Raw genomic sequence first — 18549 nt, 5'->3', positions numbered from 1 at the left:
TGGAAACCTCTGCGTTCGCGATCTCCAGACTAAAGACCTTAAAGACGGTTCAGCAGTTCAGGCGTCGGCCAGGCATCGGCCGGCATGCCAAGTTTCTGCTGCACCTGCTGCACGGCGTTGCGGGTCCCTGAGCCGAGAATGCCGTCGATCTTGCCGACATCATATCCCATGCTCGACAGCTTGGACTGGAGCTGCTTCATCTGGGCGTCGTCCAGGCCGGGATCCGGGTTACCCGGAGTGTAGACGGGTGCTCCGGCCAGCCGGGTCGCGAAATAGGCGGCGGTTGTCGTGTAGACGAACGACTGGTTCCATTCCAGATAGATGTTGTAATTCGGATAGGCCAGGAAAGCCGGTCCCTTGCGGCCCTGAGGCAGCAACAGGGAGGCTGGCAGGTTGCCGGCGATCTGGCCCCAGCGCGGCTGGACGCCGAGGGCTGCCCATTGGGCGCCGGTCTTGGTCTTGTCGAGGCCGCTTTCGGCCCAGTTGAGGTTCTGCGGAACCTTGACTTCCTGCAGCCACGGCTCGCCGCGGCGCCAGCCCAGATGCTGGATGAAGGCCCCTGCCGTCAGGATTGCGTCAGCGGCACTTTCTTTCAGCTTCACATGGCCGTCGCCGTCGCCATCGCGGCCGAACTTGATGATGTCTTCCGGCAGCATCTGCACCATGCCGATCTCGCCCGCCCAGGCGCCGGTGGTGGTTCTGGGGTCAAGGTCGCCATGCTGAACCATCTCGATGGCTGCAATCAGTTGCGGACGGAAAAGCTCCGGCCGGCGGCAGTCATGGGCAAGGGTCGCCAATGCGTTCACGGTGTTGAAATCGCCCTGCACCGCACCGAAATCCGTCTCCAGCGCCCAGAAGGCAGTAATGACAGGTGCCGGGACGCCGTATTCGGATTCCGTGCGCTGGAACACGCTGGCGTATTTTTTCATGTTCGCAGCACCGTTCTTCATCCGGTAGCCGGAAATCACCCGCTTGGAAAAATCCAGGAAGGTCATCTTGAAAACGCCCTGGGCGCGGTCCCTCGAGAGCACCTTGCGGTCAATCTGTGCGCCGGCCAGGGTCTGGTCCGCCGCATTTGCAGACAGGCCTTTGGCAAGTGCTTCCTGCTTTACGCCGGCCAGAAACTGCCGGAAGTCGCCGCCGCACTGCTGCGCCTGAGCGGGCGCGGTGGCGAGCCAGAAACCGGCGAGGGCGGTCGCTGCGATTTTCGGTGTGAAGCGAAGGCGGCTTGTCATGAAAAATCCTGTTGTTGGGCGCAAAAGCAGGCCGGAGCCTGAAAAATCGGCCATAGTTGACTGTGCTTCGCCCGCAAGGTCAACCCGTTGTCACGGTGCGGGGAAGGCTCTTCCACGAGGTCTTTGTCGGAAAACTTCTGGCTTAGCGGCAGTTGCCGAAATCCGAGCCGACCATGATGCCGCCATTCGGGTTTCTTTTCAGCGGTGCGTTGACGCTGGCCGACGAACGGCAGTCGGATGAGGACGTTCCAATCGACGGTGATTGATAATAGGGAGCATTCACACCCGAGGTCTGCTGCTGGCACATCTGGTAAGCCATGTCGTAAAGCGCCTGCCAGCCTCCCGGAATTGAGCCCATATTGTCCAGAACACCAAGCGCCGCGCCGGCGCGCGCACCGCGATAGGCACCCGATGGCCCGCGCCATTCGCCGCCTGCAACCGCACCGGCCATGCCGCCTGATACCGCATCGCCGACTACGTCGCCGCTGCCCATGTGAGCGTTGGCGTAGTCGGTCGCATAGATCGTGCAATCGGCTCCATCTGCTTGAGCTGACGACATCGCAGCCCCGACGAAAATGAGAAGGGAAGTGCTGAGGCTCAGGGCTGCATGGTTCGCCATGGTCCGTCTCCTGTCGGCAGTGCCTCGCAGGCACCACGAAACCGGAACATTCCGCGAGCCAGAACCAGGCGCAAGAATGCTCCAACCTTTAAAGAGCGATCGACAGGAGCACAGAGGCTCCCCGTCGACCGGGGCGCACCTGCTTGCGGCAGGCCGTATTTCCAGATCGACGGGATGTTACACTTCGACGCTTAACAAGCCTCTACCTTGCAAGTGCAGGTTTTAGTTACGGCTTCGTCAAGGCTTCCAGGAAGCTTTCGCCCACATAGCCGGTCTTGCCGTCGAATTGGACGCCGCACCACCAGTTGCCGCACGCACTGTAACGGACTTCGGTGCCCGCCGGGATGACGGCCAGAACCGCTGCGTCCTTGTTCTGCGCTTCCCGCAGATTGACGGAGGACCTTATCTTGCCGGCGAGCGGAAAGGCCTCATCGGACGTATTGGCATCCGTGGCCGCAGGGGCGGCGGTAGGGGCTGGAGCTTTTGCGGCGCTCGCGTCAACGTCCGGAACCTGTGTGTCCGAAACCGGACTTGAGCCAGCCTCCGAAGGCGCTGCAACCGCACCCGAAACAAGAGCACTGCCGGCTGGCGTCACCGGGGGGGCGATTTTGACGGGAACAGGTTGAGGCGGAACAAGTCTTGCCTGGATTTTGGGATCGGCAGCGTTGGTCGCGTCATGTCCCAGCGGGTTGGAGTGATCTTCCGGTGCAGGTGATGCAGTCGATCTCGATGCAAACACCTGGCGGATACGGTCCTTGGCCAGTTTGACCTGTTCTGCGCTTGCTGTCGGTGCTGCGGTCAGGTCGGTCCGGCCTTCAAATTCAGTCTCTGCACCCGCGATGAGGCTCTCGATCGTCGTGGCGGCGTTTATCTGCTCGGTTTGAACCGTGCGGCTGTCCGAGGTTTTTCCGGCCAGAAGACCGCTGAGGCTGAAGAACACCGCGCCGGAGCCGATGCCGACTATCAGCAAGGTGCTGAGCAGAAGCGTTCCGAAACTCGGCCCCTGCCGGAAGCTGTCTGCTGCCTTCGCCATCTTGGCGGGAGCGGGGACCGGTTCGGGCTGAAGGCCGGCTGTCCGTGTTCCCCGCAGCGGGGTACGCAACACACCCGGCATGTCGAAGCCGGTTTCCTCCTGTGCACCCGAAAGGGTGGGGCGGCGGGACGCCGTCGTCTTCAGGTCAGCGGATGTTGCGTGCATTTGCAGGATCTTGGCGGCAAGTGTTGTTCCGTCAAGATCGGTGTCTTCCACCGTTGCATGACTGTCGGGCGCGATGTCGGCAGTGTCATCACTTGTGAGCGGGTCATTCGGAACGACGAGCTTCAGCTCGTTCTTTTGAGGTGCATTGTCCGGATCGTGGCCTTCTGGGAAGTCGCAAGCGGTGGCAGGCGCGGTTACGGAATACATGTGGCCCTCCTGATTTTGCGGTTCGGGCACGCTCGGAGCGGTTGCCATAGTTGGGTACCGGAACATTAATCTTCGGCATTGCGTCGTCACGCGGGCCGGATTGCGGCGGTACTGGGGAAATTTGCATGAAATGTGACAGGGCTGTGGTCTTGCGCTGCTGTTTGGCCGCGTCGTTTGCAAAAGCCTAACCAGTCTATGCCAGACTTGGTGCAAACAGGCTGCCATTGGGCAGGGGCCGAAGGCCGGTTACCCGGTCAGGACATTGGCGAAGCCAGAAACAACGGGCAATCATCATGACGCGCTGGATCTCTCATTTCATCTCCCGCACGGCCGGAGTTGCAGCAGGAATGGCAACGGGATTGGCAATGAGCTGCCAGGTGGTTTCCGCACAGGACGTGGAGGAACTTAAGGTCGGAATGCTGGCGACCCTGTCCGGCCCGGCCGCGATTTACGGCGAACAGATGCGTGACGGTTTCATGCTGGCCGTCGAACAATCAAACGGTGCCCTGGGTGGTTTGCCAACCAATGTGATCGTCGTCGACGACAAGCTGGACCCGGTGTACGCGGTCAAGCAGGCGACAAAACTGATTGAGGAAAACGGCGTCGATCTTATAGTCGGTGTGAATTTTTCCAAGGTCATGCTTGCCGTGCACGATCCTATCGTGCGCTCGAAGACCCTTTTCATCGGCACCCATTCGGGCCCCGCGCCGATCGCCGGGCGCAGTTGCAGCCGCTACTTCTTCTCCACGGCTTCGCAGGATGACCAGGTCCACGAGACAATGGGACGGTATGCAAGTCTGAAGGGATATCAGAACGTCGTCACCATTGCCCCCGACTATGAAGCCGCCCACGATGCGGTGGCCGCTTTCCGCCGCCATTTCAAGGGGCAGATTGCCCGGGAACTGTTTCCCAAACTCGGGCAGACCGATTTCTCGTCCGAATTCAAGCAGATCGAGGAAATTGAGCCAGATGCGATTTATGCCTACATGCCGGGCGGAATGGGCGTGGAACTGGTGAAGCAGTTTCATACCTCCGGACTGAAGGGGATTGTTCCCTTCCTGTCGTCCGAGACTGTGAATGCCATCACGCTTCCCTATACCGCGGAGATGGCCGAAGGGCTTTACAGCGCTTCTCACTGGGCGCCGAACCTCGATAATCCCTCCAACAAGAGGTTCGTGCGGGAATTCAGCCGGGCGTATAATTACGAGCCGTCCGTTTATGCCGCCCAGGGGTATGACGCCGCCAAGCTCATCCATTTCGCTCTGGAGCTGACTGGCGGCATAAAGGATCAGGAAGCAATGATCTCGGCCATCAGCGCCGCGCCGTTTGAAAGCGTCCGGGGAGATTTTCGTTTCAATTCGAACCAATTCCCCATTCAAGACTTTTACCTTGTGGAAGGTGTTCGTCGCACCAGCAAGCTCTATGAGATGGAAGCAGTTGCCCGGGTTTTTGACGACGTCGGCGACGCCTATGCCGGCTCGTGCCGAATGTAGCATGAGCCAGCGCGCAGCACCTGTCCGGATGATCTGAAACGATCAGTCCAGAAATCAATCGAGTTCCTCTTGCATTCTGGACTGTATGGTCCATATCAAAAGCATGAGCGACAATGCGGTCCATATCCCCAGCCTGGAAAAACGCACGGCAGGTCCAGGGCGCCCGCGCAGCTTCGATGAAGCCGCGGCGCTGGAGTCTGCCATGCATGTATTCTGGCAGAAGGGCTTTGAAGCGACCTCACTTGACGATCTCACCAAGGCTATGGGGCTCAGCCGATCCAGTTTTTACGCTACGTTCGGCTGCAAGCAGACACTGTTTCTGCGGGCGCTCGAGCACTATTCCGAAAACGGAATTCGCGGTCTGAAGGAAGTTGCCGAAACCGCTGAAGACGATCCGGTGGACGCCATGATGCAGGCATTGTCCGACCCGAAAGGCGGCCCGAGAGGCTGTCTCCTGGTCAACTGCATTACCGAGCTCGCACCACACGATGACAAGGTCGCGGAAATCGGACGTCGTCATCTGGAAAATATCGAAACTCTTTTCGCCGCGGCGATCGACCCTGCCAATCCGGATGCTGTCCGGGACAGGGCGAGCGCCTATTCATCGCTTGCTATCGGCACCCTGGCGCTGCGCAAGGCAGGTGTTCCTGCAGACCGCATTGCCAGAACCCTGAAGCAGGCAAGGACAGTCCTGATGTCTTCAACAGCGTAAGGGGCCGTCCTGATCACGAAAATCCAAAACCTGTGTGCACAATATTGGACTGAAGGGTCCAGAAATAGTGAAGCAGATAAACGTCAGAAGGGAAGTTGAATATGTCGAAAGCAAAACTGTTTTCGCCCGCCAAGGCTGGGGCAATCGAATTGAAGAACCGTGTCGTGATGGCTCCGCTGACCCGTAACCGGGCGCGCCATGAAGACGATGCGCCGCATGACCTGACGGTGAAATACTACGATCAGCGGGCCGGTGCCGGGCTGATCATTACCGAAGCCTCGCAGATTTCGCCGCAAGGCAAAGGTTACGCCTGGACGCCAGGCATCTATTCCGACGCACAAATCGAAGGCTGGAAGAAAGTCACCGATGCTGTTCATGCCAAGGGTGGCAAGATTGTTATTCAGCTCTGGCATGTCGGCCGGATCTCGCATCCGGTTCTTCAGCCGGGTGGCGCTGATCCCGTGGCACCATCCGCCATTGCCGCAAAGTCGAAGACCTTCGATGGGGAGCAGTTCGTCGATACACCGACACCGCGTGCGCTGGATGCCAGCGAAATTCCGGGCATTGTCGAGGACTACCGCAAGGCTTCTGAAAATGCGAAAAAAGCAGGCTTCGACGGTGTCGAGGTTCATGCAGCCAACGGCTATCTGATCGACCAGTTCCTGCGGGATGGCTCCAACAAGCGTGACGATTCCTATGGCGGATCTATCGAAAACCGGTCCCGCTTCCTCAAGGAAGTCATGGATGCGGTTGTTGATGTCTGGGGCGGCGACCGGGTCGGTGTCCGGCTGAGCCCTTTCTCCAACGCCAACGACGCGTCCGACAGCAATCCGCAGGCGACATTCTCGCACGCGATCAAATTGCTCAACGGCTACGGCCTTGCCTATCTCCATCTGGTTGAAGGCCAGACCGGTGGTTCGCGCGACATTCCGGAAGGCGGTGACTTATCCGCACTCTATGCACTCTTCGATGGCGCACGCATGGGCAACAACGGTTACGATCGGTCCATGGCAATCGAGGCAGTGGAAACGGGCAAAGTCGATCTTGTGGCGTTCGGGCGCCCGTTCATTGCCAATCCGGACCTTGTCGACCGGCTGGAGAAGGACGCTCCGCTGAACGAGCTCGACACCGATACGCTCTACGGCGGTGCTGAAAAAGGCTACACGGACTATCCGACGCTGGCCGAAACTTCGGTCGCAGCAGAGTAATCTTTCGTATTTCAGGCCGCCCGACATCCCCCCAATCCGGGGCGGTCTGAAGGATAGCCGGTGCAGGCTTTGCGTCTGCACCGGCTTTCTTTTTGTGTCCTGTACAAATTGCAGTGCCACACTGGAACGGCTTGCCGGCAGGTCTTCCAGGGGCCTCTTCCAAGCAATGATACGGCGTCTATCAGGGGCAATCAGGAACGGTGAGCAGCAACCGTACCGGAGCGTACTCTTTTTTCCCAATCCGGCCTTTCGTTTGGCAAAAAAACCTGTCAAACCCATATCAGAGCTAAATCGGGCGCGGAAACCTGATCCGCTCCGGCAGCACATCGTGCCGGAGGGACAAAGGCCTGCACATGTAGGGAGAAACGACAATGCCCCCGTATCGTTCAAGAACATCAACCCACGGCCGCAACATGGCTGGTGCACGCGGCCTTTGGCGCGCGACCGGCATGAAGGACGATGATTTCGGCAAGCCGATCATCGCGATTGCCAACTCCTTCACGCAGTTTGTGCCTGGGCACGTCCACCTGAAGGACCTCGGCCAACTGGTTGCCCGCGAAGTGGAAAAGGCTGGCGGTGTCGCGAAGGAATTCAACACCATCGCGGTGGATGACGGTATCGCCATGGGCCACGATGGCATGCTGTATTCGCTGCCGTCGCGCGAAGTGATTTCCGATGCGGTCGAATATATGGTCAACGGCCATTGCGCGGATGCGCTCGTCTGTATTTCCAATTGCGACAAGATTACACCGGGCATGTTGAATGCCGCCATGCGGCTCAACATTCCGGTCGTGTTCGTGTCCGGCGGTCCGATGGAAGCGGGCAAGGTGGTGCTGGAAAACGGTGTTGCCAAGTCCGTCGATCTGATCGACGCGATGATCGCCGCTGCCGACGACCGGATGTCCGACGCCGACGTTCTGACGATGGAACAGAACGCCTGTCCGACCTGTGGGTCCTGCTCGGGCATGTTCACGGCCAACTCCATGAACTGCCTGACCGAAGCCCTTGGCCTTGCCTTGCCGGGCAATGGCTCGACGCTGGCAACCCATGCGGATCGCGAACGCCTTTTCGTTGAAGCCGGACACCTGATCGTTGATCTTGCCAAACGCTATTACGAGCAGGATGACGAGAGCGTTCTGCCGCGCAACATTGCGAACTTCAAGGCGTTTGAGAACGCCATGAGCCTCGACATCTCCATGGGCGGATCCACCAATACGATCCTGCACCTTCTGGCGGCTTCTCACGAAGGCGAAATCGGCTTCACGATCGACGACATCGACCGTCTGTCGAAGAAGGTGCCGGTGCTGTGCAAGGTCGCACCCGCAGTCGAAAACATCCATATGGAAGACGTTCACCGCGCTGGTGGCATCATGGGCATCCTCGGTGAACTCGACCGGGCAGGGCTGCTCCATACCGACCTTCCGACCGTTCATTCGGCCACGATGAAGGAAGCACTCTCGCGCTGGGATATTCGTCAGACGAATTCCGAGAGCGTGCATACCTTCTTCCGGGCCGCACCCGGCGGGGTTCCGACACAGGTCGCCTTCAGCCAGGAGCGTCGTTGGGACGATCTGGATCTGGACCGCAAGGCCGGTGTTATCCGGGAAGTTGAACATGCCTACAGCAAGGACGGCGGTCTCGCCGTGCTTTACGGCAACATCGCCGAAGATGGCTGCGTGGTGAAAACCGCGGGCGTCGATGAGAGCATTCTGAAATTCTCCGGCCCGGCACGTATCTTCGAAAGCCAGGACAGTGCCGTTTCGGCGATCCTGACCAACAAGGTCAAGGAAGGCGAAGTGGTTCTGATCCGCTACGAAGGCCCTCGCGGCGGTCCGGGCATGCAGGAAATGCTCTATCCGACCAGCTATCTGAAATCCAAAGGCCTCGGTAAAGCCTGTGCGCTGATCACCGATGGCCGTTTCTCGGGTGGTTCGTCGGGCCTCTCGATTGGTCACATCTCGCCGGAAGCTGCGGAAGGCGGCGCTATCGGGCTGGTTGAGGAGGGCGATCCTATCGTGATCGATATTCCGAACCGTGTTCTGAAAGTGGACCTGCCCGATTCAGTCTTTGCCGAACGCCGCGCCGCGATGGAAGCAAAGGGTGATCAGGCCTGGAAACCGGTCGAAGTGCGCAAGCGCAAGGTTTCAACGGCTCTGCGCGCCTATGCAAAGCTGACCACCAGTGCCTCCAAGGGGGCCTTCCGGGTGGTCGACTGACATAGGGGCGGCTTGACGCTTCGATAAAGGAAACTGCAACGCCCCGCGTCCGAAAGGACGCGGGGCGTTCTTTTTGGCGCGATGTCAGGAGGGGGAGATTGCCAGCGTCCGGTGAAGACTGATGGGCGTTCGGGCAATCAATTCGATCCGGACCCTTGCCAATCGGTGACCTCCGCCGCACATAACCCGCTTACCTTCCGGCTCAGGACCAAGGTTTTATATGGACTCTCTTACCCAGTTCGTTCTCGGCGCCGCCGTCTCAACGGCGCTTCTCGGCAAAAAGCTTGGCCCCAGAAAGGCAGCCCTTGTCGGCGGAGTGCTCGGAACATTGCCGGACCTTGACGTCCTCATCCCCTATGATGACCCGGTCGACAGCTTCGTTTTCCATCGCGGCTGGACGCATTCAGTCTTCGTGCATGCATTGGCAGCCCCGCTTCTGGGCGAGGGGCTGGTAAGGCTGTTCAAAGGCTTGAGGGATTGTCGCTGGCTGACCTGGATGACTGTCTTTCTGTGCCTGTCCACCCACGCGGGCATCGACGCGATGACGGTCTACGGCACGCGGCTGTTCTGGCCGTTTTATCCGGACCCTCTCGGTGTCGGATCGGTGTTCATTATCGATCCGCTCTACACCCTGCCTCTCCTGGCTGTCGTGATATGGGCCCTCTTCAAGGGAAGCTGGACGCGGCGTCTTCAGACCTTCACTGTGGCGGTATTGGCCGTTTCGACAGGTTATCTGGGCCTGAGTGTCGTTCTTCAGCGACATGTCGAGCAACAAGCGCGGGACATCTTCAGGCAGGAAGGCATTGTTCCGGACGAGGTCTTTGCGATTGCCGCGCCGTTCAACATTCTTCTCTGGAAGGTTATCGGCCTTCAGGAAGGTCGATACGACAATCTCTACATCTCTCTTCTGGACGGCGAAAAGGCTCCCGAAATCTATCCCCATCCGAGGCACCCGGAACTCGTTGCCTGTGTTGAAGAGACGGATGCCTTCCGGAAATTGCAGTGGTTCAGTCGCGGCTATTACCGGGCTGAACAGGAGAACGACAAGATCGTCATCTCGGACCTGCGTATGGGCATGACCCCGAATTATGCTTTCCGCTTCGCGATTGCCGCTGTTCAGGATCAAGGGATCCGGGCGATGTCTCCGGTCAAAGTGACCAGTGAGCAAAGGGTGGACCCGGAAGACTGGGCCTGGCTGACGTCCCGGGTCATGGGGGAACTGGCCATTCGGCAAGCGGAAGCTGCAATTGCAGGTGTCGGTGAAACAAATGGCGGACAGTCCTGCGCGCTGACTGAGGCATCTTCCGGCTAGCACGGGAAGATCGGTTGCCGATCATGCCGTGGCTGACGGCATGATGGTCGGACAATTGCAAGGTTCGGCCGAATTTCCGCTGATTTTACAGATCGTTAGATGCTTCAATTTTGAGCACTGTTCCCTTGGGGGAGAAGGTTGCTGTCTCGAAGGGTCTCTGCCTGCAGGGTTCGATTTATTAAATGATTACAATTGTTTGAGTTCAGAATTGAATCGTGGGTTTGTTGGTGGCGATTGCTGAAGAAATGAGCATTCTTTTTTCGTAAAAATACCTGACAAAATTAGCAATACAGAATTAACCTCTCGGCGAAATCATGCCTTTGTTTTCGAAAAGCGGGGCAAATACATCATGAGCCGGGCGGCATACACAAGATCCGTTCTCTGCGGTGCCGGTATTTTGGTGACGGGGCCGGCATTGGCGGCGCAGGCAATCGACCTGGCATCGTTTCAAAAGAGCCTTGATATGGTCTGGGTGCTGTTCGCGGCCGGACTGGTGCTGCTGATGCAGGTGGGGTTCATGCTGCTTGAGGCAGGCCTCGTCCGGTCCAAGAACTCGATCAATGTCGCCCAGAAAAACCTCCTCGACCTCGCTGTTTCCGTTCTGATTTTTGCCGTTTTCGGTTTTTCCCTCGCATTCGGTGCCGGCGGAAGCTGGTTTGCCGGGTTCGATTCTCGCCTGTTGGGTCTCTCGGACCTCGATCCGTGGGGTCTGACCATCTTTGCCTTCCAGGTCATGTTCTGCGGAACAGCGGCTACAATCATCTCTGGTGCGGTGGCCGAACGCATGCGTCTGTCGGCCTATATCTGGTGCTCGGTGCTGACCGCCGGTCTCATTTACCCGATCTTCGCCCACTGGGCCTGGGGCGCCGCCTTGTTTTCCGATGCAAAGGCTATGCTCGCCGGCATTGGGTTTGTCGACTTTGCAGGGTCGACGGTGGTGCATGGCACCGGCGCCTGGATCGCGCTTGCCGCCTGCGTGATCCTGGGGCCGAGATCAGGCCGGTTCGGGGCGGATGGGCGCGCCTATCGTATCCAGGGCCACAGCTCGGTTCTGGCAACTTCCGGGGCTTTGATCCTGTTTGTCGGCTGGCTGGGCTTCAACGGCGGGTCCACACTGTCAGCGTCCTGGCATGTGCCGATGATACTGGCCAACACCGTGATTGCTGCCGCAGCGGGTACGGGAGCCGGGTATTTTCTGGGACGCCAGAGGGACAAGGTCATTCTGCCGGAAAACTCGATCTCGGGTCTTTTGGGTGGCCTTGTTGCCGTGACTGCAGGCTGCCACGTGCTGACTCCCGTCGGGGCGCTTTTTATTGGCGCCGCCGGTGGCGCCTTTGCCATCTTCGGAGCGGTCTTTCTGGAACGCACGCTGAAGATAGACGATCCTGTCGGGGCGATAAGCGTTCACGGATTTGCAGGCGTTGCCGGCACACTGGGCCTTGCATTGCTTGCGCCGGCCGAAGAGTTGCCTCTGGGGGCTCATCTGCCGCAATTTCTGGTCCAGCTCACGGGCGCACTCGCTTGCTTTGTCTGGAGTTTCGGGACCGGTTGGGTCGTGCTGTCCGTGCTGAACAGACTGCAGCCGATCCGGCTTGATGCTGCCAGTGAAGATCTGGGTTTGAACGAAGCCGAACATGGCACCAGGCTCGGTATCGGCCATGTGGAAGACGCTCTTGACCGCCTGATTGCCGGCAAGGCCGACCTTTCCATGAGACTGGAAGTTGCCAAGGGCGATGATTCAGAACGTTTGACGCGTCTCTTCAACGCGCTCATGGACACTGTTCAGAACGAGGAGCAGGCTCACATCCGCGCGGCCGACGCCAAACGCACGCGCGAAGAGGCCGAGCGTCTTTCAGCCCTGGCCAATGCCACCTTCGATGCCATCGTAATCTCGGTCGACGGCCGCATTCTGGATGGCAACAAGACCTTCGAAGATCTCATCGGCTATGAGATCGATGAGCTGGAGATGCGCGGCCTTTACGAGTTTGTCGACAACGAACTGGCAGGCACGCTCGAAGACCATCTGGTCAAGGCCGAGAAGGAGCCGCGTGAGGTCACTCTGATCAACCGTTCCGGTGAGCGGGTGCCGGTCGAAATCCGCACCCGGGTGATTTCCTATCGCGGCGTTCCGACCCGCGTGTCCGCTCTGGTCGATCTTCGGGAGCGGAAAAAAGCCGAAGCCCAGATCCTGCATCTGGCGCAACACGACCCCTTGACGGATCTTCCCAATCGCGCTGTCTTCAACGCCGAACTGAAAAAAGCCATAGGCAAGTGCGAACAGCATGGGCTCTCCGCTGCATTGCTAATCATTGATCTGGACCGCTTCAAGGATATCAACGATCTCCACGGCCATCCGGTTGGCGATGTCGTCATCAGGGTCACAGCTGATCGCTTGCGCCAGTCATGTCGGCATGGTGATACCGTGTCGCGCCTGGGCGGCGACGAATTCGCGATCATCCAGAACGGCATTCAATTCGCCAACCAGGCAGAGGACATGGCCATGCGTCTGGTCAAGTCTCTGTCTGAACCGATAGATTGCGGTCACGGGCTCATTCTCAAGCCGGGCGCCAGTATCGGCGTTGCGCTGATGACCGGTTACGACGCCGAGGACCAGGTCATTTCCAATGCCGATATCGCGCTCTACAACGCAAAGAACGGAGGACGGCACACCTATTGTGTCTTCCTGCCCGGTATGGGCGATGAAGTCCGCCAGCGCAGGGCGCTGGAAAAGGACTTGAATACGGCGCTTTCCGAGGGCGAGTTCGAACTGTTTTTCCAGCCGCGCATGTGTCTGGCCACCGCGCGCATCGTCAGCTACGAGGCTCTGATCCGTTGGAACCATCCGGACCGTGGCCTCGTCAGTCCGGGCGAGTTTATTTCGGTTGCGGAAACCTCCGGCCAGATCGTGCCGATCGGAAAGTATGTCCTTGCCGAAGCCCTGCGGATTGCCGCGAAGACGATTACCAGCGCCAGCATCAGCATCAATGTCAGTCCCGTCCAGTTCCGCGACCGTGACTTTGTCGACGATGTGCGCAGAGCGATTGAGACCTCCGGCGTTCCGGCAGAGCGGATTGAACTGGAGATCACGGAAAACACGCTTATCGAGGATGATGCCCGCGCATTGGCCGTGTTGAAACGTCTTAAGGAAATCGGGGTGAAGATTGCCCTGGACGACTTCGGCGTCGGCTATTCGTCGCTGAGTTATCTGAGCCGCTTTCCCTTCGATTGCATCAAGATCGACCGGTCCTTCGTTTCAGAGGCGCAGCACAACTACGGCTCACTCGCAATCATCGAAACGGTGGTCAGGCTCGGCAAGGCCCTCAAGATGCGCGTCGTGGCGGAAGGGGTGGAAGACACGGAGAAGCTCTGTCTGGTGGCGCAGCGCGGATGTCACGAGGCTCAGGGATATTTGATCGGCATGCCGGCACCGGCGGCCAAACGTGTGCAAACGATATCAACGGATGTGAGTGAGGCGCTCGACCGGCTGAACTTCGGTGAGCAGCAGGCCTTGGATGTTGCCCATCAGGCGACTTTAGCGAGTTGACCGGAGAATTCAGTTCACGCCGGACTCTGTCAGTGGCAGCAGCATGGTGCGGCTCAGCAACGCGGCAGGATCATAGATCTCCGGAACCTGCGTACAATCCGGACGCGGATCGGTTGTCTCGCCGCGCTTTTCGTTCAATTCCGCACAGATGGGGATGGCCGCCTGACGGGTTCCGTTTACGGCCGTGGTCATGACGTCCTGCAAGGTTCCTTCGTCGGACTGCAGCGCCACTGCCAAATGCTTCGCGAACAGAGAAATCGTCCGATCTGCGGAATAATTCGCCGTCTGACCAGGGCCGGAAGAAATAACCAGGGCTTCCGGTCTGTTCTTGTCATCGACCGAATGATGTTCCAGAAGGCCAAGGTCGAGTGCCTGAGGGTTGTTGGTATCCAGAATAAGGATGACCTCCCCGGCAGGAATGGCATGGAGAAGGGCCGCAAAGGCGGACGCGGACATCCAGATGCCGTCTCCGATTGCCTGAAGCGTCGTTTCGGGTTTGGCATTTGCCCACAGCTCCAGGGCGTAGGTCGTTGCACCGTCGCTGTCGGTTGGGTCAACAACGCCCAGGGGCAGATTGGCATAAATGATCAGCCGGTCGGCACTGCCAAGTTTGTTTGCCAGTTCGGTTGCCTTGAGTTTGAGCGAAGTCGCGCTTGCCCCTTCGTTGACAAGCATATGTTGCCGCTCAGGTCCCACGTCCAGTCTTGGCGCCAGCGCCGTCATCACCTTGTCGACGCTGTAACGGCAAATCTCCACCGATTGCGGGTTCCAGGGCGGGCAGGTTCCAAGTGCGAGGAGATGGTTTTTCAGAGATACGCCGTCGTCGGCGGCCGAAAGCCCGCATAATGGCACCGTCAGAAATCCAGCCACCACCAATAGGCGGCGTGCGATACCCCAAGACCGGGGGCGCTTTTGCGTGGCCTCTGGTGAAGTTCCGGCCATTATGTCTCCCAAAAACCTGTTTGCCAGGAAATATGTTTTTACTTTCCAACAATGAAAGGCGAATAAATTTGCCTGCGTATATCCATAGAACTCTGTTGTAATCCGTTAATCAACTTTCTTCTCGTCACACAGTCTTCAATGCAAGCCTAAGCTTACGAATGACAGGTGCTGACAAACAATATCCGAACCAAAATTGACGTGACGTAATATTTGGTTTCAGCTGCTGATTTGTTTGAGTCGCGCGACCACTTCATGTGGGTCGGCGGTCAAGGTCCGGCGTCGGCTTTTCAGACGGCGTTCACCTTGCGGATCATGCCATCCGAATTGCTGCTCTGGTTTTAGAGCCTCTTTGCGAGCTGGAAAAATTCCTCGGCCGCACGATCCGGCATTGAGAATACCGAATCAAGCTGCTGGAAAAGGGTGTCCTGTTCTGCTCTGGAATTTCCCCCGTTCAAGTGGGCTGCGACAACGGGGCAAAGTGCAGCGGAAACCAGGAGCGATCCCCTCAGTAGGGTGCTGATTTGTGCGGGATGTGGAACCGAGGCGGCGTGCAGCGGCTTGTTTGTTTTGCACGCTGTCGAGCACCAACCGAGTGGTGTCGGAAAACCAGCGAACTCGATAAATGCAGACGGTTCCAGCGACGCAGATGCCGAGAATTGCAGTCAGAATATTCAAAAGAAATATTTTTGATATATCACTTGTGGATTTGCCTCAAGTTATATGAGAAATGCGCTCTTGGATCGCGGAAAAGAGCGGGTGTCCGGGTCGTGCTAGGCAAAAAAAGCCGCGCCTGAAAGGCGCGACTGTTTTCTACGACACTCTTAGGAGTCGTTACCGTCGGTGGTATCCATCAGCGGCTGATTTGTCGCCTGGTTACCGTCGAGGTCCTTCTTGGTCGAGGCATGGTTTTCAGCCTTGCCAGTGACCTGCTGTTCAGCCGTCAGCGGCTTGTCGCCGTCAAGGTCGCCAACCATGTCCTTGGTGCCATCGACCGGCGCTTCTACTGCAGCTTCGACATTTGCACCCGGACATTCGGTGATCGGCTTGTCGCCGCTGCCGTCGCTACCGCACGGATCGTTCGCCTGGGCGAAACCAACCATTGCCGTGGAGGCGATGAATGCACTCATGAGGGGAACAATCGTCTTCTTAAGGGTAAGCATTGGTTTTCTCCTTTGCGTTATCTGACAATGACACCGGCGAGACCCTGTTGTTCGGTCCGTGCCGTCGTGGCAGTCGGGGAGAAAATGCGATGACACTCGGGTTGGTTCCTGATTTTTTGGTCACGAAATTTTCAGCGCAAAATCGCAATAATTAAGGAACAAAACAGAGCTTTCGCCATCGTGCACGCGTAGGTAAAGCCCGTTGAAAAACAAGACATTGATTGGGAAAAAATAAAACGGCGCCATCAATGGCGCCGTTCTGAAAATCAACATCCGGGAATAGCAGAATTTACCCGCCAAGCGCCGCTCAGGAGGCTGCTGTGGCCTGCTGTACTTTTGCCGAGACGAGACGGCTGACCACGTTCTCGATAATTTTGTGGCCCGCGTCCTGATCCAGCGACATGATCGACTCCGGATGGAATTGCACCGCGGCGATCGCTTCTTTTTTGTGCTCGATCGCCATCACGATACCGTCTTCGGTTTCCGCCGTAACAAGAATATCAGCCGGTACGGTGTCCCGCTTGGCATGAAGCGAATGGTACCGGCCCACGATCACAGGCGCGTTGAGGCCTTCAAACAGGATGGAATTTCCTGAAACGGAAATGGGCGAGGGTTTCCCGTGCATCGGTATCTCGAGCTGGCCCAGTTCTGCGCCAAAGTATTCCGATAGCGCCTGAAGGCCGAGGCAGACACCGAAGATCGGTAGAGCCCGGGCCCGAGCCCGTCCGATGGTGGCTGCGCAATCGAAGTCCTTGGGATTGCCCGGGCCAGGTGACAGCACCACCAGATCCGGATTGACGTCGTGGAACACATGGTCCGCCACCGGCGTCCGGTAGGTGACAACCTCCGCGCCGGTCTGGCGGAAATAGTTGGCGAGCGTATGCACGAAACTGTCTTCGTGGTCGACCAGAAGGATCTTGAGGCCTCGCCCGGGTTTGTGGTCGTCGCGCTTTTCCTGCGCGTTTACCGCAAGACCAGCCTCGCGAACGGCAGCCCGCATGGCTTCCGCCTTCAGTTCGGTTTCGGCTTCCTCGTCTTCCGGAACACTGTCGTACAGCAAGGTTGCGCCGGCACGGATCTGGGCCATGCCGTCCTTGATGCGGACGGTGCGCAACGTCAGCCCGGTGTTCATGTCGCCATTGAAAAGCACCGCGCCAATGGCCCCGCCGTACCAGGCGCGAGGGGACTTTTCATGGTCCTCGATGAACTGCATCGCCCAGCGTTTGGGCGCTCCGGTCACAGTCACCGCCCAGGTGTGCGACAGGAATGCGTCCAATGCGTCCATATCCTCACGCAGGATACCCTCGATGTGGTCCACCGTATGGATCAAGCGGGAATACATCTCGATCTGCCGGCGCCCGATGACGCGGACCGAGCCGGGCACGCACACGCGGCTCTTGTCGTTCCGATCGACATCGGAACACATCGTCAGTTCCGCTTCGTCCTTGGCCGAATTCAAAAGCTTGCGGATCTGTGCTTCATCTTCGATCGCGTTCTTGCCGCGCCGGATCGTGCCGGAAATCGGGCAGGTTTCCACCCGGCGGCCGCCGGTTACCCGTACGTACATTTCCGGAGAAGCGCCGACGAGATATTCCTGATTGCCGAGATTGAAGAAGAAAGAATAGGGGGAGGGGTTGATCTGGGCAAGGCGCCGCGAGACGGCAGACGGTGGATTGGCGCAGGGCTCGTAAAAGGTCTGGCCGGGCACGGTCTCGAACAGGTCGCCCCTGCGGAAATAGTCCTTGGCTTTTTCGACGAGCTTTGCGTATTCGCCGGGCTCATGATCGCCGCGGCCCGGATCGCGGTTCGCTGGCGTATATTGTTGACTGGACCCTGTCCGCACCATGCCTTTCGTGGTTCGGCCGCCAACAACAAAATCATATTCCAGAACGTAGGCACGCTTGCCGTGGTGATCGACGATTAGAATTTCGTCGGGAAGAAACAGTACGACGTCGCGCTGGTCGTCCGGCCGGTCGAGCTTCTGTTCAATAGGCTCGAACTGAAAGGCAACGTCATAGCCGAAAGCACCATAGAGGCCGAGCTGGTCGTCGCCGCAGGCAAACATGTCCTTCAGGGCGCGAATGATCGAGAAGGTCGACGGCTGGCGTGAACGTTCTTCCTCGTTGAACAAACGGTCGGGCCGCTTGACCGTCAGGTCGATCCTGGTGGCGTCGGATTCGAAGGTTTCCACATCGACGCATTTTTTCAAAACGTCAGCAATTGCCGGCAGCAGCAAACCGCCGCGATCGTTCAACGCACGGATCTCGACATGTCTGTCCTTGGCTTCCAGCACCAGAGGCGGGTTCACCAGAGCCATGTCCCAGCGCGTATAACGGCCGGGATATTCATAGGAAGAGGAAAGCACCGCACCCAGTTCGGCATCCAGCCGGTCGATCCACTCTGACGTTCCGGTTTCATAGTCGGAAGGGCGCGATGTGCGCAGGATGGTTATCCCGCAGTCGGTTTCATAGGTCTGGTCTGCCAGCACTGGCATGTTTCTGGTCCCGTTCTGGTGGCTGCCTTTGCGACGGCCTTATAAAGAACCAAGGCCGCCAGCGGTGTCCCGCGGCGGCCTTTGGTTGGATACTCGATCCCTTCAGAGCATGACTGATCGCTGGCCGCCTATATCGCGCTGCGCCACCACCAAGCTGCTTTCAGGTTCATGTTCATGGCATGAGGGATAGATTATACGGGTCTGCATGG

12 protein-coding genes are annotated in these 18549 nt (G+C 58.3%); 6 read left to right on the top strand and 6 right to left on the bottom strand.

Translation table 11 applies throughout. The features are described from left to right. Window positions 1-38: 38 nt before the first annotated feature. The 3 genes from V1T76_RS09745 to V1T76_RS09735 form a co-directional block, all read right to left on the bottom strand. Window positions 39-1235 carry a lytic murein transglycosylase gene (locus V1T76_RS09745; protein ID WP_330560476.1) on the bottom strand — a complete coding sequence of 399 codons (1197 nt, stop codon included), beginning with the start codon at window positions 1233-1235 and terminating at the stop codon, window positions 39-41. A 142-nt stretch (window positions 1236-1377) separates the two neighbouring features. Next, complete coding sequence (locus V1T76_RS09740) at window positions 1378-1854, bottom strand: hypothetical protein (protein WP_330560475.1); 477 nt, start codon at window positions 1852-1854, stop codon at window positions 1378-1380. A 226-nt stretch (window positions 1855-2080) separates the two neighbouring features. After that, window positions 2081-3259 carry an SH3 domain-containing protein gene (locus tag V1T76_RS09735; RefSeq protein ID WP_330560474.1) on the bottom strand — a complete coding sequence of 393 codons (1179 nt, stop codon included), beginning with the start codon at window positions 3257-3259 and terminating at the stop codon, window positions 2081-2083. A gap of 293 nt (window positions 3260-3552) precedes the next feature. Between V1T76_RS09735 and V1T76_RS09730 the strand changes: the two genes are divergently transcribed. The 6 genes from V1T76_RS09730 to amt all read left to right on the top strand — a co-directional run bounded on the left by V1T76_RS09730 (window position 3553) and on the right by amt (window position 13744). Continuing rightward, window positions 3553-4752 carry an ABC transporter substrate-binding protein gene (locus V1T76_RS09730; RefSeq protein ID WP_330560473.1) on the top strand — a complete coding sequence of 400 codons (1200 nt, stop codon included), beginning with the start codon at window positions 3553-3555 and terminating at the stop codon, window positions 4750-4752. A 103-nt stretch (window positions 4753-4855) separates the two neighbouring features. Next, complete coding sequence (locus V1T76_RS09725) at window positions 4856-5464, top strand: TetR/AcrR family transcriptional regulator (protein WP_330560472.1); 609 nt, start codon at window positions 4856-4858, stop codon at window positions 5462-5464. Window positions 5465-5565: 101 nt separating this feature from the next. Then, window positions 5566-6672 carry an alkene reductase gene (locus V1T76_RS09720; RefSeq protein ID WP_330560471.1) on the top strand — a complete coding sequence of 369 codons (1107 nt, stop codon included), beginning with the start codon at window positions 5566-5568 and terminating at the stop codon, window positions 6670-6672. A gap of 371 nt (window positions 6673-7043) precedes the next feature. Continuing rightward, window positions 7044-8888, top strand: a complete 1845-nt coding sequence (ilvD, locus tag V1T76_RS09715) for a dihydroxy-acid dehydratase (protein WP_330560470.1) — start codon at window positions 7044-7046, stop codon at window positions 8886-8888. A 220-nt stretch (window positions 8889-9108) separates the two neighbouring features. Beyond that, window positions 9109-10200 carry a metal-dependent hydrolase gene (locus V1T76_RS09710; protein WP_330560469.1) on the top strand — a complete coding sequence of 364 codons (1092 nt, stop codon included), beginning with the start codon at window positions 9109-9111 and terminating at the stop codon, window positions 10198-10200. A gap of 349 nt (window positions 10201-10549) precedes the next feature. Beyond that, on the top strand, window positions 10550-13744 hold the full coding sequence (gene amt / locus V1T76_RS09705) for an ammonium transporter (RefSeq protein ID WP_330560468.1): 3195 nt from the start codon (window positions 10550-10552) through the stop codon (window positions 13742-13744). Between the two features lie 9 nt (window positions 13745-13753). Here the strand turns inward: amt and V1T76_RS09700 are convergent, their stop codons facing one another. From V1T76_RS09700 to V1T76_RS09690, 3 genes are all read right to left on the bottom strand, one after another. After that, entirely contained in the window at window positions 13754-14686 is a 933-nt protein-coding gene (locus V1T76_RS09700; protein ID WP_330560467.1) for a hypothetical protein, read from the bottom strand. Between the two features lie 821 nt (window positions 14687-15507). Further along, window positions 15508-15846 (bottom strand): hypothetical protein, encoded by a 339-nt coding sequence (locus tag V1T76_RS09695; protein ID WP_330560466.1) that lies wholly within the window; start codon window positions 15844-15846, stop codon window positions 15508-15510. Window positions 15847-16153: 307 nt separating this feature from the next. Beyond that, a complete protein-coding gene (locus V1T76_RS09690) occupies window positions 16154-18340 on the bottom strand; it encodes an anthranilate synthase component I (RefSeq protein ID WP_330560465.1) in 2187 nt (728 codons plus the stop codon). Between the last annotated feature and the right edge of the window lie 209 nt (window positions 18341-18549).

The sequence above is a fragment of the Roseibium sp. FZY0029 genome (assembly GCF_036350355.1).
In the GTDB taxonomy this organism is placed as follows: Bacteria; Pseudomonadota; Alphaproteobacteria; order Rhizobiales; family Stappiaceae; genus Roseibium.
The sequence above is the reverse complement of the archived record's forward strand: the minus strand, read 5'-3'. Positions and strand labels throughout refer to the sequence as shown.